The organism is Komagataeibacter sp. FNDCR2 (genome assembly GCF_021295395.1).
In the GTDB taxonomy this organism is placed as follows: domain Bacteria; phylum Pseudomonadota; class Alphaproteobacteria; order Acetobacterales; family Acetobacteraceae; genus Komagataeibacter.
In genome coordinates this window covers 1750305-1765605 of sequence record NZ_JAIWOU010000001.1, presented here as the reverse complement: position 1 = coordinate 1765605, position 15301 = coordinate 1750305, and the positions used below count along the sequence as shown (strand labels likewise).

The following is a 15301-nucleotide window of genomic DNA, read 5'->3' as shown; positions in this document are numbered from 1 at the left end:
GTCCCGTCTTATTTCAGCAGGTCGGGGGAAACCTTGCCGCCGTTCTGCGCCAGTTTCTGCATGACCTGCGCGTGCAGCCAGATGTTCATGGACGCGGAATCGTTCATATCCCCGGTGTAGTGCAGTTCGGTGGCCAGTTCCTTGCGCGCGGTCAGGGAACTGTCCAGCCCCAGCAGCTTCATCAGGTCAACGATGGAGGTGCGCCAGTTCAGCTTTTCCGGGTTTTTCGCGGCCATGGCGCCCAGCACGGCATCCACATCCACCGGCTGGGCGGGGGAGGGGGCGGCGGCTGGTGCCGTGGTGGCGGCAGCCGACTGCGCGGCCGGGGCCGCTGCCGGGGGCGCGGCGCTGGCGTGGTCGAGGCCCGTATACGCGAAGATCCGGGACATGATTGAACCGAAGATGCTCATATTCTCGTTCTCCATCAAGGATCCGGCCCGGCGGATGCCGGGCCGGTTACGCGTATCGGGACCCGTAGTGGTTACTTAAGTCTTAGTAACGATACAGGTCGTTCTTGAACGGCCCGTTCACCGGTACGTCGATATATTCGGCCTGCTTCGGGGTCATCTTGGACAGATGGGCGCCCACCTTGGCCAGATGCAGTGCCGCGACCTTTTCATCAAGATGCTTCGGCAGGGTATAGACCTTGTTTTCGTACTTGTTTTCCGGCGCGTTCCACAGTTCGATCTGCGCCAGCGTCTGGTTGGTGAAGGACGCGGACATGACGAAGGACGGATGGCCCGTCGCGTTGCCCAGGTTCACCAGGCGGCCTTCGGACAGGACGATCAGGCGCTTGCCATCGGGGAAGACGACCTCATCCACCTGCGGCTTGATGTTGTCCCACTTGAAGTTGCGCAGCGCGCCGATCTGGATTTCGGAATCGAAGTGACCGATGTTGCACACGATGGCGCGGTGCTTCATCTCGCGCATGTGGTCGAGCGTGATGATATCCACGTTGCCCGTGGCGGTCACGAAGATGTCACCGCGCGGGGCGGCTTCTTCCATCGTCACGACCTCATAACCTTCCATCGCGGCCTGAAGCGCGCAGATGGGGTCGACTTCCGTCACCAGCACGCGGCAGCCCGCGTTGCGCAGGGAGGCGGCGGAACCCTTGCCCACGTCGCCGTAACCGGCCACGACGGCGACCTTGCCCGCCATCATCACGTCCGTGCCACGGCGGATGGCGTCCACCAGGCTTTCACGGCAGCCGTACAGGTTGTCGAATTTCGACTTGGTCACGCTGTCGTTCACGTTGATGGCCGGCACCCGGAGCAGGCCCTTTTTGGCCATTTCCCACAGGCGGTGGACACCCGTCGTCGTTTCCTCGGACAGGCCGCGCACGTCCTCGAGCAGTTCGGGGTACTTGTCATGCATGAGGATGGTCAGGTCGCCACCGTCATCGAGGATCATGTTGGGCGTCCAGCCGTCCGGTCCCTTGACCGTCTGCTCGATGCACCAGTTGAACTCGTCCTCGGTCAGGCCCTTCCACGCGAAGACCGGCACGCCCGTCGCGGCGATGGCGGCGGCGGCCTGGTCCTGGGTCGAGAAGATGTTGCACGAAGACCAGCGGACCGTGGCCCCCAGCGCCGTCAGCGTCTCGATCAGGACCGCGGTCTGGATCGTCATGTGCAGGCAACCCGCGATGCGCGCGCCCTTGAGCGGCTGGGATGCGCCATATTCCGCGCGCAGGGCCATAAGGCCCGGCATTTCGCCTTCCGCAATGGAGATTTCCTTGCGTCCCCACTCGGCCAGTGAGAGATCCTTGACTTTGTAGTCGGTGCTGGTGGTCATGTCTTGTCCCATGTTCATCAATCCGGCACAGGATATAGCCGGTTGGGGGCAAGTGATCCAGAGCGGGCGGGCAGCGATGTTCACGCCATTGTGTCGGCCACATCTTCGGCCTGTTTCAGGATGCGGAGGAAATTTTCCCCCCACAGCGCCGCGATCTGGGCGCGGTCATAACCGCGCCGCAGCAGTTCCGCCGTCAGGTTGCCCGATTCGGCGGCATTGGCCCAGCCGCGTATGCCGCCCCCGCCATCGAAATCGGACGAGATGCCGACATGCGCGATTCCGATTCGCTGCACGGCGTAATCGATATGGTCCACAAAATCCGCCACCGTGACGGCACGCGCCTCGCGCACGTCGCGCGGGCGCAGGAAGGCGTCCATGGCGGTGATGTGGATCACGCCGCCGCAGGCCTTCAGGGCGTCAAGCTGTCCGTCATCGAGGTTGCGCGGGTGGTCGCACAGGCTGCGCACGCAGGAATGGCTGGCGAAGACCGGCGCGCGGGACAGTTCGAGCGCCTGCATCATCGTGCTGCGCGCCGTGTGGGAAACATCGACCAGCATGCCCACGCGGTTCATCTCCACCACCGCGTCGCGCCCAAGCGCCGAAAGACCGCCATGCACGCTGTCCGGATCCCCCAGATGCCGCATGGGACGCGCCGAGTCGGCCAGCCGGTTATGCCCGTTATGCGTCAGCGTCATGTAACGCGCGCCATGGCGGCGGAACGTGGCGATCAGGGACAGATCCTCCCCGATCGCGTAGCCGTTCTCGACCGCCGGGATCAGGGCGATGTCGCTCGCCGCATGGGCCGCGCGCACGGCCCCGGCGCTGTCGCATACCCGCACGTCCGCGATCTGGCCCAGCCCGGCAATCACGCGCAGCATGGCCTCCGCCCGGGCGGAGGCCGCCGCATGCCCCGCCGCATCGCACGCATCCTGCCCCACATAGGCCACAAGGCACGCCGCCCCCAGCCCGCCCGCGCGCATGCCCGGCAGGTCGAGCCGACGCGACGGCGCGCCGGTGGCGAAGTCGCCACGGTCGGGCCATGGAATATCGACATGCGTATCCAGCGTCAGGATTTCATGGTGCAGGTCGGCGGTTGATGGGGGGGATGGATCGGTCATGGGGGTCCTTTCTGAACGGTGACAATGAACCATATGCAGCCCAGTCCTGAAAACTGGGCATAAAACGGACTGGGCCCGATATCGTTAGGCTGGGCAGAGGCGACACGTCCCGCCCCGGCCCGCACGCCCATGCCTTCGTGCACGACAGGCATCCCGACGGCCGGGCATCTGGCGAAGGAACGATCATGACCACCATCCCCCTGCTTACCCTGAATGACGGCCACAGGATTCCGGCAATGGGTTTCGGCACCTACCCGCTGGACAACCCGCAGGCCGAACGCGCGGTGCGCGAGGCGCTTGACGCGGGCTACCGGCTGTTCGACACGGCATCGCGCTATGGCAATGAAAGCGGGGTCGGAACGGGGCTGATCAGCTATGATATCGGACGTGAGGACATTTTTGTCACCACCAAACTGCGTGGCGCGGACCAGGGATATGACAGCACGTTGCGCGCCTTCGACCGCAGCCTTGAACTGCTGAAGATGAGCTATGTGGATCTCTACCTCATCCACTGGCCGTTGCCCGCCAAGGATCTGTACGTGGAAAGCTGGAAGGCCCTTATCGAACTGCGCGACCAGGGGCGCGTGCGCTCCATCGGCGTTTCCAACTTCCTGCCCGAACACCTCCAGCGCCTGATTGACGAGACCGGCGTCACCCCCGCCGTCAACCAGATCGAGATGCATGTTGACTTCGCCCAGACCGAGCAGCGCGCCCTCCATGCCCGGCTCGGCATCCTGACCGAAGCCTGGAGCCCGCTGGGCCGGGGGCGGATACTGGAAAACCCGACCCTGCGGCGCGTGGCGGAGCGGCACGGAAAATCGCCCGTGCAGGTCATGCTGCGCTGGGTGGTGCAGACCGGCTCGGTACCCATTCCCAAAAGCGCGCATCCCGACCGCATGCGCGCCAACCTCCAGTCCTTCAGCTTCCAGCTTACGGATGAGGACATGCGCGACCTCGCCACGCTGGACGCGCCGGGCCACCGCACCGGGGAAGACCCCGCCACCTGCACCGAGGAATAAATCCCGGCCCACGGCGTGCGCGGCAGGATTGCGCAAGCCCGGGCCACGCTGTTATGGTGCGTGGCCTTTCCGCCCGGGCGGGTCATGCCGGTCCATCCGGCATGGGTTAAGGGGCATGAGCGGGATCACGACAGCATATGGCGGCAGCGCAGGCAGGGGCGGTATCTGACACCACGGGCGGCAATGATACGGTCAGGGGTGGTCCATCCGCCTCCCGCCGCCCTTTCCTGCACTGGATCGCGCTCGGGCTGGCCGGGATGCTGGCCGCCTGCGCCCAGAACGGCCCGCGCCAGATGAGCGATGAACAGATGCTGCAGGAGGCCGATTCCTACCGCGCCCGCGCCCATGCCAGCTATACCCCGCCCGGCCCGCCCGGTGACCCGTGGGGGCCCTATATTACCGAGGCGTCCCAGCGTTTCGATGTGCCTGATATCTGGATACGGCAGGTCATGCAGCGCGAGTCGGGCGGGCAGCTTTACCGCAATGGGCAGTTCGTGACCTCGCTGCCCGGGGCGATGGGGCTCATGCAGCTCATGCCCCCCACCTATGACGAGATGCGTGCGCGTTACAGCCTCGGTCCCGATGCGTTCGAGCCGCACGACAATATCGTGGCGGGCACGGCCTATATCCGTGAAATGTACGATATTTACGGCTCACCGGGTTTTCTGGCCGCCTATAACAGCGGGCCGGGGCGACTGGATGAGTTTCTGGACCGCTACCATACCCTGCCCAAGGAAACGCGCGATTATGTCGCTTCCATCGGGCCACGGATCGCGGGTGTTACGCCCGCCAACCGTTCCCAGGCGGACATGCTGATCGAGGCGCGCGCGCTTGCCCGCGCGCAGGCGCAGCAGCAGGGACGCAACCGGGGCCGCAGGCTGCTGGCCTCGGCTTCGGCCCGGCAGCAGGCCCCGGCGACCGACACACTGGCCATTTCGCCGCAGGCGGCGGCGATCCGCGCGGCATGGAGCGCGCGTGAACACAGCGGCATCGCCCCCATGGTCCCGGCCTCGGGGCAACCGGGTGTCATCAGCATGGCGGACGGGCGCGCCTGGTCGGTGCAGGTGGGGGCCTTCGGTTCGGCCGGGCAGGCGGCGCAGGCGGCGGGGCAGGCCCGGGCCAAAGTTTCCTTTGGCGGGATACATACGCAGGTTGCGAGCGTTGCATCGCAACATGGTCATGTCTATCGTGCAAGGCTGACCGGCCTGTCGCACGAGGCGGCGCAGAAGATCTGCCAGCAACTGGGCGGGGGTGGATGCCAGATCCTGCCACCGACCACATGAAGACAGTGGCCCCGTTTGCGGGGGATAAGGAAACATGAGGTATTTTTACAGGCGTTCGCGCTGGTGCCTGCCGGGACTGTGCCTGCCGCTGGTGGGGGTGCTGGCTTTCGCCGGGTTCGTATGTTTCTCCCCCGCGCGTGCCGCCCTGCCGGTGGGCAGCCAGGCCCCGCTGTTCGATGCCAGGGCCACCCGCAATGGCAGCGAGTTCAGCTTCCATCTGGCCGATGCGCTGCGGCAGGGGCCGGTCGTGCTGTATTTCTACCCCGCCGCCTTTACCCGTGGCTGCACCATGGAAGCGCATGACTTCGCCAACGCCATGGATCAGTACACCGCCCTCGGGGCCACGGTCATTGGCGTCTCGACCGATGACATGCCGACCCTCGACCGCTTTTCCGTAAGCGAGGGCCATGGCCGTTTTCCCGTCGCCGCCGACCCGCAGGGCCAGATCGCGCGCATGTATGACAGCCGCCTGCCGCTGCTCAACCGCGCCAATCGCACCTCCTACGTCATCGCGCCCGATGGAAAGGTCATCTACGCCTACAGCGCGCTTTCGCCCGAAGGCCACGTGACCCACACGCTCGATGCGCTGCGGCAGTGGCGCGCCGCCCACGGGCAGGCCAGCCGGGTTTCGCTTCCCCCGGCCGCATCCCCTGCCAAACCGTAAGGGCCGGCTGGCGCATTGGCTTATGGCGCATTGACTTGGGTGCGGGCGCGGTATTGACTGCCGCCTTCGTCATCCGTGGGTGGGAAGCCGGTGAGACTCCGGCACGGTCGCGCCACTGTACACCGCATGCGGACATGCGGAAGTCAGACCCCTCCGGCGGATAGGGCCTTATTTCCGTTGCGGGACGCGCTTTCCCGACAGGAGACCTGATTTCCATGACCTTTCTTCCCATCCCCCCGCGCCGGGGTATCCGCTAATGGCCGGGCGCCTTCTGCTGCGAGGCATGCTGGCCGGTATTCTCGCGGCCTGTCTCGCCTTCGGTTTCGCCCGGATCTTCGGGGAACCGCAGGTCAACCTGGCCATTGCCTTTGAATCCGCGCTGGATGCGGCGTCCGGTGAACCGCCGGAGCCGGAACTGGTCAGCCGGGGGGTGCAGGCGTCGCTTGGCCTGCTGACTGCCGCCATCATGTACGGCGCCGCCTATGGGGGCCTGTTCGCGCTGGTGTTCGCGACCGCTTATGGCCGGATCGGGCGTTTTTCACCCCGTATGCTGGCGCTGCTGCTGGCGGGGGCGGGTTTTCTGGCGGTGGTTGTGGTGCCTGACCTGAAATACCCCGCCAATCCCCCCGCTGTGGGCCAGCCGGAAACGATCGGCATGCGTACGGTGGCGTATTTCGAGATGGTGGTCTTTTCGCTGTGCGCGCTGACACTGGCGGTTCTGGCCGGGCGGGCGCTGGCCGCCCGGATGGGCCACTGGAACGCCACGTTATGTGGCGGGGCCGTGTTCGTGGTGCTGGTCGCCCTGCTACAATGGGCGCTGCCCGACATTCATGAAGTGCCCGATAATTTCCCCGCCGTGGTGCTGTGGCGCTTTCGTGAGGCCGCGCTGGGCATGCAACTGGTCCTGTGGGGCGGTCTTGGCCTGATATTCGGCACGCTGGCGGACCGGGTCCTGGCGCGCCGGAACAGCGCGCATTACGGCTGAGCCGTCTCGTCGTCCCCCGCCCGGACAGGGGTGGGGGGCGCGACAGGCGCGCCCGCGCCATGTTTCATCACGTCGTCCCACATGGCGCGCAGCCTGCCGTCCATCGCGCGGTCCATGACGGGATAGGGGTGGCTTGCCGCGATGTAGGCGGGCTGGTCTTCCCAGTGCAGGGCTGCCCTGTCGGCGGCGTCGAGCGGGGCGAGGGGGCTGGCTGGCATGCCCCGGTAACATGATGACGTGGCCAGCCGGGCCTGCGCGGCGGGCGTGCGCAGATAGCGTGCGAAGGCAAGGGCGAGCGCCTTGCGCTGCGAGGCCGCGATGACCGAAATCCCGTGCTGCCAGCGCATGCCCCCCTGCCGGGGCACGGTAAAGGTCAGGTCGGTGCGGGCCGCCGCTGGCGTGGCCGGGCCGGCGGCGACGGCGCCGTCTTCATCCACGCCGGCGGTGGTCCATGCGCCGCCGCCAACCACAATATCCACCTGCCCATCGGCCAGCGCCTGCTGCACGCCGGGCATGTCGTCCACCAGCGCGGCATTGGCGCGCAGGGCCGCCAGCCGGGCATGCAGGGCGGGCAGGTCCGCATCGACCAGATGGGCGGGATCCCGGCCCAGGGCCAGCGCGATATAGGACAGCACCGGCAGGTAACTGTCATAAATCGCGATCCGCCCGCGATAGCGCGGCTGCCAGATCGCGTTGATGTCGTTCATGTCGGCGGCGTTGATACGCGCCTGATTGAAGGCCACGGCGTTGTAGTCGTATTTTTCGGGCACGGAATAAAGTTGCCCCCGATAGGATCCCGTTGCCGGGTCGGCAATCGGGGCGGGCACCTCGGCGGCGGGAAAGTCCGCCGGGTCCAGCGCCATCAGCAGCCCGTCGGCGGCGAGGCGCGGGGCGTCCGTCTCATCCATGATGACGACATCCCAGTCCCCCGGCTGTGACTGCCGCACGATGGCGCGGATGGCGTCCGTGCTGTCGATATCCTTGAAGTGGATGCGCACGTTGTTGGCCTGCTCGAAGGGCGTGAGCAGTTCGGGGTCTTCATGATCGCACCATGTCAGCACATTCAGCGCATCATCCGCCGCCCGCGCCGGGGCGGAGCCGAGGGCGGCCATGATGATGAGGGCGGTCGTTACGGCAACGGACCTGCCGCGACGGCTGCGTGTGGGCATGGAAAAAAACTCCTGAAGGACAATCCGCAGCATGGACCTGTATCCAGGCAGGGTCCAGCGGACAGCCCGCCCATGGCCGGAAGTAATAACGGGCCTGACAGCCCTGTCCGTATGGGCGCCATGCATCATTCGCGTGGATCGTTACGGATATGGGAAAGCATGATGCCGCGGGCGTTGCGCGCATGACACGTCCGGCGGCCGTCGGTTTCGTGTATATTGTCGTGCGCCATGATGGCGGGCTATGGATAGGCGCATGATCGCCGATTTCATCCGCCGCTTCATCCGGCGTCGTTCTCCGTCACCTGTTACCTCGCTGCCCGCGCGGCGCGCTTCACGGCAGGTGATCGCACCGGAAGCCGGATCGGACGCGGCGCGGGCCGTGGCCGCCATGTCCGTGGCGCCGTCGGGGCGTATGCGTGACTATGCCCGTACCGCGCGCTGCGTGGGGCGGCTTGCGGCCATTACCGTATGGGTGCCGCTGTCGGTCGGGTTCGAAGCACTGCTGCTGGTATTGCCCGGCACGGCCAAGATCCGCTGGACGCGCATGGTCTGGGGCGGGCTGTGCCTGCTGCTTTCGCTGCGCATCCGGGTGGTGGGCCGCAGGGCGGGCGGCGTGGGCGGGCGGCGCGCGCGCCAGCGCGGTGAGCGGCCGGTCATTTACGTCTCCAACCATTCCACATGGCTTGACGTGCCGGTGCTTGGCACGGTGCTGCCTTCCAATTTCGTGGCCAAGGGCGATATCGAGGGCTGGCCCATCATGGGGCTGGTCTCGCGTATCGGGCGGACCATATTCGTCAGCCGCCAGCGCAGCACCACGGGCCGCGAACGCGATGAGATGCTGCACCGGCTCATGGTGGAAGGCGACAACCTGATCCTGTTCCCCGAAGGTACGTCGTCGGACGGGTCGCGCGTGCTGCCCTTCCTGTCGGCCTTTTTCGCCATTGCCAAGCCGCCGCGCCTGCCGCCGGGCAGGGAACCGGCCGAAGCCCCCAGCGAGGCCGCCCTTATTGCCGCGAAGCCGGGCATGATACCGCTGATCCAGCCGGTTTCCGTCGTGTATGACCAGCTTGAAGGCGTGCCGGTCAATCGTGCGCGGCGTCCGGTCTTCGCGTGGTATGGCGACATGGAACTTGGCCCGCATGTGTGGCAGTTGCTCAAATGGCGGTCGATGCGCGCGACCGTGCTGCTGCATCCCCCGCTTGACCCGGCGGATTTTCCCAGCCGCAAGGCGCTGGCGCAGGCGGCGTGGCGCGCGGTTTCGGCCGGCGCGGCCGAGTTGCGCCAGAACATACCCCAGCCCGAAAGCGAGAGTGCCTACGCCTGCCGCCCGCTTGCCGGTATGTTACCACAGGATCTCGAACGCCAGCGGGGCTGAGCGGATCGTGACCCTGGCAGGCCGTATCGGCAAAATGTGTTTTCCCCCTGGCGCGGCGCGCACGGCGTAGGCACAGGTCAACCATGCGTGTGACGCTTTGTTGCCGGGCCATGACAGGACTGACGCAATGTGGACTGGCGTGGTATGGGCTGCGGGCCTGCCGGAGTCAGGTGGAGTAGTCTCATGTATGTGGTGCAGCAGTCGCGCCGATGTTCTGGAGTTTACGGTGGATCAGCCGAAGATTAGCGCCGACGTCCTGCTTTCCGCGATGGAGCAGGCGATTGACCCCATGGTCGTGATTGATGAGCATAACAGCATCATCTTCTTTAATCCGGCAGCCGAGAAGATATGGGGTCTCTCACGGGAAAAGGTCATGGGGCAGAATGTGGACTGTCTCATCCCCGTGCCGGATCGCGCACAGCATAACGAGTTCATCGACCGTAACCGCGCGACGGGAATCGGCCGGATCGTCGGCACATCGCGTGAGGTCGAGTTCCAGCGCGCCAATGGCGAGCATGTGACGGGTGAACTCTCGATCTCGCGCGTGCAACTGACCGATACGAGCAGGATCTACTACATCGCCGTTATGAAGGACGTGACGGAGCAGAGCCGCCAGCGCAAGATTCTCATCCTCCAGAACGACGTGCTTCAGGCCCTGGCTTCCGACCAGACCCTAAGGGAAGTGGGCGACCTGCTGTGCCGCCGGGTGGACAGGTTCGTGCCCGATGGCATGGCCGCGCTGATACTGATCGACCGGACGCACCAGCTCAAGGTTCTCGCCTCGCCCGGCATGCCCGCCCGTTTCCGCACGGCGCTGGACAGCATTGTCATTACGGACGAACAGCTTACCGAACTGGGGCAGGATCCGGCCAGCAGCAATGCGGTCGTATGGTCGAGCTACCAGTCCGTCGCCCGTTCGCTGGGGCTGGAGCGGTGCTGCTCATCCACCATCATCTCGCGCACCGGGCAGATAATGGGAATTTTCGCCATTTACATGCGCGGCAACGACGAGGCGCGGGAATGGCCCGAGCGCGTGGTCTCGACCTGCGTACCGTTCTGCGCGCTGGCGATCGAACAGAACGAGACGCGGCTGCATATCGCCAAGCTGTCCAATTTCGACCGCCTGACCGGGCTGCTCAACCGTACCTCGCTGCACAACATCATCGACCGGCTGATCATGCGCGGCGGTGACAGCCGGTTCTCGCTGTTCATGGTCGATATCGACCGTTTCCGGGACATCAACGATGCGCTCGGCCATGTGAATGCCGACCGTTTCCTGATCGAGATCGGGCGGCGCATCCGCTCGCAGGTCACGGATGACTGCATCGTCAGCCGTTCGGGGGGGGATGAGTTCATCATCGTCATTCCCGACTGCCCGCATGAAAAGGCGGAGCTGTTTGCCGAAGGGCTGATCAACACCATCGCCAAGCCACTGCAGGTGGAGGAGAACACGCTCAGCATCTCGTGCTGCGTGGGGATATGCACCTTCCCCGAAAACGGACCCGACAGCGAAACCCTGCTCAGCCTGGCCGATGTGGCGGCCCACCAGGCCAAGGAAGACGGTCGCGGCGTCTATCGCTTCGCGGGGCATGAGAAGAACCAGGTGGCGCAGGAGCGGCTCATGCTCGGCTCGGCGCTGCGGGACTCGCTGGCCAAGGGCCTGCTGAAGCTGCATTACCAGCCGCAGGTGGAAACCATGACCGGCGGCCTGTACGGGGTGGAAGCCCTGTCACGGTGGCACCATCCCAAGCTGGGCAACATCTATCCTTCCCGCTTCATCGCCGTGGCGGAGGAAACCGGGCAGATCGAGGCCATTGGCCGGTGGTCCCTGCAGGAAGCCTGCCAGCAGATGGTGAAATGGGACAAGGCGGGCATGCATGTGCCGACCGTTTCGGTCAATCTGTCCGCGGTGCATTTCCGCAACCGCGCGCTGCCCGAATTCATCTCGAACCTGCTTGAACACCATGACCTCACGCCCGACCGCCTGACGGTGGAAATTACGGAAAGCGTGATGATGGATGGCAGCGGCGATACGGAAGAGGTGCTGCACGGCATCCGCAAGCTTGATGTCGGCCTGTCGATGGATGATTTCGGCACGGGTTATTCCTCGCTGTCGCGGCTGACGCGCCTGCCGCTGAGCGAGATCAAGATCGACCGCAGCTTCATCAATGATTTCGAGCATGACGCCAACGCACAGGCCGTGACCATGGCGGTGATCGGGATCGGCAGCAGGCTGGGGCTGACGGTCGTGACCGAAGGGGTGGAGACGGTACAGCAGCATCGCCTTTTGGAAAAATTGCATTGCGATGTTATGCAGGGTTATCTTTTCGCCAGGCCGCTTCCACCGGCCGATCTGGAAAATTGGTTCCGGACAGGGCAGGAACGCGGCTCGTTTATTCTTCCCGTGGCGGATGAGCAGGGTGCTGCAGGGGCTGGCGCGCAGTCATAGTCAAACAGGACCTGCACAGCCACAGGTAAAGGGCGCGCCGGTGGCGGGCGGAGTGCCGATTTGATTTTAATGAAGTATTCTATATTGTCTATTGTAGTTTCCAGACGGGAAGATGGCATTGCAACACGATGACCGGCTGCGGGCACTGACACGTCAGGATGCGGATTTCTGGGCTGATCTGGTAGATCATATCCTGATTGTTGCCATTACCGACAGCAAGGGGGTTATTACGTATGTAAATGACCGCTTTTGCGAGATCAGCCAGTATTCACGGCAGGAACTGATCGGTTCTACCCATCGTATCGTTAATTCGGGGTATCATGACGCGAATTTTTTTCGTGACATGTACCGCACGATCACGTCGGGCGAACTGTGGCGGGGCAATATCTGCAACCGCGCCAAGGATGGTACGCTGTACTGGGTGGCGACCACCATCATCCCCAAAATCGACGACGATGACGGCGAGATCAAGGGGTATGTGGCCAGCCGCTTCGAGATCACCGAACTCATGAACACCCGCGACCGCCTGTGCGAACTGGCGGAAACGGATACGCTGACCGGCCTGCTCAATCGCGGCGGCTTCAATACCGCCCTGGCCGATGAGGTCGCGCGCTGTCGCGAGCCGGGCACGGTCCAGCCCGCGCTGGTCATGTTCGATCTGGATGGTTTCAAGCAGATCAACGATGTGCATGGCCACCATGCGGGCGATACCGTACTGCGCGCCATTGCCTCGCGCCTGATCGAACTCACCCATCCCGATGATCCGGTCAGCCGGCTGGGGGGGGATGAGTTCGCGGTGATCCTGCACCGCACGCTGGAGGACATGTCGCTTGAGCGGTACATGGACCGCCTTCAGGCCATTCTGGAACGCCCCATAGATATCGAGACGGTCACGGTCAGTGTCGCGGGCAGCATCGGGGCCGTGCTGCTGGACGGGACCGAGACGATGGAGGACGTGCAGAAAAACGCGGACATGGCCATGTATGCCGCCAAGCGCGCGGGCGGCAAGCAGTCGCAGATGTTCACGCAGGCGCTGCGTGAGCGCGCGCAGGCCCGTGTCACGATCCTGAGCGAGGCGCGCTGCGGTGTCGAGCGCAACCAGTTCGAGGTCTATTACCAGCCGGTCCTGAACTGCCACACCCTGCGCATCGACCAGGTCGAGGCCCTTCTGCGCTGGCACCATCCCGAACGCGGGCTGCTGGCGGCGGAAGATTTTTCCGACGTGTTCACCGATGCCGGTCTGGCGCAGGCCATGGGCCCATGCATGATCGAGGCCTTCCAGCGCGACGCCACCATATGGAGCGGCCATGGCCTGCCGCCGCGCCAGTTGGCCATCAACCTGTCGCGCATGGACCTGGTGCGTGACGATTACCGCCGTGAACTGGAAGAGGCGCCGAAGCGTTTTGAAATGTCACCGGACAATTTCGTTCTGGAAGTGACGGAAGCCATGCTGCACGGCCGCCGGGCAGATCAGGGCATCCGCCACCTGCGCGACCTTGCCCAGGCCGGGTTCCGGATCGCGCTGGATAATTTCGGCAAGGGGATGACCGTGCTGAGCCATCTGCGCGACCTGCCTTTTTCCCAGATCAAGATTGACCAGTCCATCGTGGCGAACCTTGTGGGCACCCCCGGTGCGTGCATGGTCCTGTCCAGCCTGATCGAGATGGGGCAGGGGCTGGGAATGGAAGTTACGGTGGAAGGGGTCGAAACCCGCGAACAGTTCGATCTGGTCATGGCCATGGCGCCGGAGCGGATACAGGGATTCTTCATTTCCTCGGCCCTGTCGGCGCAGGATATCCTGAAACTTCCGCAGCATTTTGACCGGATAGAGGCCCATGGCTGAGTCGCCCCGCACCGTTACCGCCCGCATTGGCGACGACCTGCCGCGTATCGACGTGATCGGCCTGGCCAACACGCGCCGCATCATGCATGCCGAACGCCATAACGATGGTACGCGCATGCCCATGTTCATTCCGGCGGCATCCTGGGCGCGGCTGCTGGAGCTGCACTGCACGGGGGAAGGCGCGCCGGACCGTCCCCGCCTTGCGCCTTCGCGCGTGATGGAGGGGCTTGAGCGCGCGCTGGCCCGGATCATGACCGAGATCGCCCGGCATGAAGCCGATCAGGACGAACCGCTGCGTCCGGCCTATGGCGTGACATCGGATCTGTTCGGCGCGGAAGGCCCGGTGGACATCCGCATGGTCGTGGACCGCACGACCGGGGTGGCCTGCATGCTGGCCGCACCCCCGGCGGATATGGCCACGCTGGATCTGGACGGTGCGGCACGGGGCTGAGGCCGCGCCGTCCGCCCTGCGTCAGGATATGGCCGGGTTGGATGCAGGAACCGCGTAACGGGCCCTGTACCATGCAACGAACGCATCGACCCCCGTCTGCACGGGGGTATCGGGGCTGAAGCCGGTCAGGGCGCGCAGGGTGGAACAGTCCGCCCAGGTGCGCGGCATGTCACCGGGCTGCATGGGCAGGTCATTGCGGATGCACGGCTTGCCCAGCGCTTTTTCAATGGCCTCGATAAACGCCAGCAGGCTGACCGGCCTGCCACTGCCGATATTGACGACCCGATAGGGCGCGACTGGACTTGCGCCGCCATCGCTCTCCCCCGGTCCGCGCGGTGGGGTGCCGCAGAGACGGCGGACCGCCTCCACCACATCATCGATATAGGTAAAGTCGCGCGCCATATCGCCGTTATTGTAAACGTCGATCGGCCTGCCCCGCAGGGTATTGGCCGTAAAGCGGAACAGCGCCATGTCCGGCCGCCCCCATGGGCCATAAACCGTGAAGAACCGGCAGACGGTGACAGGTATCTTCCACAGGTTGGAATAGGAATGCGCCAGATCCTCCGTCGCCTTCTTGGTCGCGGCGTAAAGGCTGAGCGGATAGTCACAACGCTGGGATTCCGTAAAGGGCACATCCCGGTTCGCCCCATAGACCGAGGAGGTCGAGGCAATCATGAGGTGGGAGGGATGGTACGCGCGGGCCTGTTCCAGTACATTATAGGTACCGATAACATTGGCGTTGATATAGGCGCCCGGATTTTCCATGCTGTACCGCACGCCCGCCTGCGCGGCCAGATGGATCACCAGTTCCGGTTCGCATTGCGCAAAGACGTTCTTGAGGGCCTGCGCGTCCTCCAGCAGGAATTCATGGCAGGTAAACGCGGCGAATTCCCGTAGCATGGCATGGCGTTCATGCTTCAGCGCCACATCGTAATAGGCCGTCATGCCATCAATACCCGTTACGGCATGCCCGTCGCGCAGCAGGCGGCAGGCGATGTGGTAGCCGATGAATCCCGCCGTGCCAGTAACAAGAATACGCATCCGTAACTCCAGAAAATACGGACAGTCGCGCCGTGCGGGCGTGGCCTGTCCGGTTTTAACGGGTGGTGCGTTGTATGCATTCCCCCGCAAGCGCAACCACGTAGCGCGTGGGA

The 15301-nt window shown here is 64.6% G+C and carries 13 protein-coding genes and 1 riboswitch; of the genes, 8 read left to right on the top strand and 5 right to left on the bottom strand.

The window, feature by feature from the left end; translation table 11 throughout:
- Nucleotides 1–8: 8 nt before the first annotated feature.
- The 3 genes from LDL28_RS08300 to LDL28_RS08290 all read right to left on the bottom strand — a co-directional run bounded on the left by LDL28_RS08300 (nucleotide 9) and on the right by LDL28_RS08290 (nucleotide 2909).
- Nucleotides 9–410, bottom strand: a complete 402-nt coding sequence (locus tag LDL28_RS08300) for a DUF3597 domain-containing protein (protein ID WP_233058126.1) — start codon at nucleotides 408–410, stop codon at nucleotides 9–11.
- Nucleotides 411–492: 82 nt separating this feature from the next.
- The gene (gene ahcY / locus LDL28_RS08295; RefSeq protein WP_233058125.1) at nucleotides 493–1791 is read right to left on the bottom strand and encodes an adenosylhomocysteinase; all 1299 of its coding nucleotides are present in this window, start codon (nucleotides 1789–1791) and stop codon (nucleotides 493–495) included.
- A gap of 80 nt (nucleotides 1792–1871) precedes the next feature.
- A complete protein-coding gene (locus LDL28_RS08290; RefSeq protein ID WP_233058124.1) occupies nucleotides 1872–2909 on the bottom strand; it encodes a dipeptidase in 1038 nt (345 codons plus the stop codon).
- A gap of 182 nt (nucleotides 2910–3091) precedes the next feature.
- Here LDL28_RS08290 and LDL28_RS08285 point away from each other — a divergent pair, with 182 nt between their 5' ends.
- The 4 genes from LDL28_RS08285 (at nucleotide 3092) to LDL28_RS08270 (ending at nucleotide 6860) form a co-directional block, all read left to right on the top strand.
- Nucleotides 3092–3928: an aldo/keto reductase gene (locus LDL28_RS08285; protein WP_370636372.1), complete on the top strand. Its 837-nt coding sequence runs from the start codon at nucleotides 3092–3094 to the stop codon at nucleotides 3926–3928.
- Between the two features lie 137 nt (nucleotides 3929–4065).
- Nucleotides 4066–5211 carry a lytic transglycosylase domain-containing protein gene (locus LDL28_RS08280; protein ID WP_233058122.1) on the top strand — a complete coding sequence of 382 codons (1146 nt, stop codon included), beginning with the start codon at nucleotides 4066–4068 and terminating at the stop codon, nucleotides 5209–5211.
- Nucleotides 5212–5245: 34 nt separating this feature from the next.
- Nucleotides 5246–5875 carry a peroxiredoxin gene (locus LDL28_RS08275; RefSeq protein WP_233058121.1) on the top strand — a complete coding sequence of 210 codons (630 nt, stop codon included), beginning with the start codon at nucleotides 5246–5248 and terminating at the stop codon, nucleotides 5873–5875.
- A 34-nt stretch (nucleotides 5876–5909) separates the two neighbouring features.
- Nucleotides 5910–6104, top strand: a riboswitch (cobalamin riboswitch).
- Between the two features lie 27 nt (nucleotides 6105–6131).
- Nucleotides 6132–6860: a CbtA family protein gene (locus LDL28_RS08270; RefSeq protein WP_233058120.1), complete on the top strand. Its 729-nt coding sequence runs from the start codon at nucleotides 6132–6134 to the stop codon at nucleotides 6858–6860.
- On the opposite strand, the gene LDL28_RS08265 is transcribed toward LDL28_RS08270, so the two are convergent.
- Nucleotides 6851–8029: an extracellular solute-binding protein gene (locus LDL28_RS08265; protein WP_233058119.1), complete on the bottom strand. Its 1179-nt coding sequence runs from the start codon at nucleotides 8027–8029 to the stop codon at nucleotides 6851–6853. The genes LDL28_RS08270 and LDL28_RS08265 overlap by 10 nt on opposite strands.
- Nucleotides 8030–8282: 253 nt before the next feature.
- Between LDL28_RS08265 and LDL28_RS08260 the strand changes: the two genes are divergently transcribed.
- From LDL28_RS08260 to LDL28_RS08245, 4 genes are all read left to right on the top strand, one after another.
- On the top strand, nucleotides 8283–9404 hold the full coding sequence (locus LDL28_RS08260) for a 1-acyl-sn-glycerol-3-phosphate acyltransferase (protein WP_233058118.1): 1122 nt from the start codon (nucleotides 8283–8285) through the stop codon (nucleotides 9402–9404).
- A 187-nt stretch (nucleotides 9405–9591) separates the two neighbouring features.
- Nucleotides 9592–11853, top strand: a complete 2262-nt coding sequence (locus LDL28_RS08255) for an EAL domain-containing protein (RefSeq protein ID WP_233058117.1) — start codon at nucleotides 9592–9594, stop codon at nucleotides 11851–11853.
- A gap of 112 nt (nucleotides 11854–11965) precedes the next feature.
- On the top strand, nucleotides 11966–13696 hold the full coding sequence (locus LDL28_RS08250; protein WP_233058116.1) for a bifunctional diguanylate cyclase/phosphodiesterase: 1731 nt from the start codon (nucleotides 11966–11968) through the stop codon (nucleotides 13694–13696).
- Nucleotides 13689–14147, top strand: coding sequence for a hypothetical protein (locus LDL28_RS08245; protein ID WP_233058115.1), 459 nt, complete (start codon nucleotides 13689–13691; stop codon nucleotides 14145–14147). The genes LDL28_RS08250 and LDL28_RS08245 overlap by 8 nt, the downstream gene beginning before the upstream one ends.
- Before the next feature lie 21 nt (nucleotides 14148–14168).
- On the opposite strand, the gene LDL28_RS08240 is transcribed toward LDL28_RS08245, so the two are convergent.
- Nucleotides 14169–15188 (bottom strand): NAD-dependent epimerase/dehydratase family protein, encoded by a 1020-nt coding sequence (locus LDL28_RS08240; RefSeq protein ID WP_233058114.1) that lies wholly within the window; start codon nucleotides 15186–15188, stop codon nucleotides 14169–14171.
- Between the last annotated feature and the right edge of the window lie 113 nt (nucleotides 15189–15301).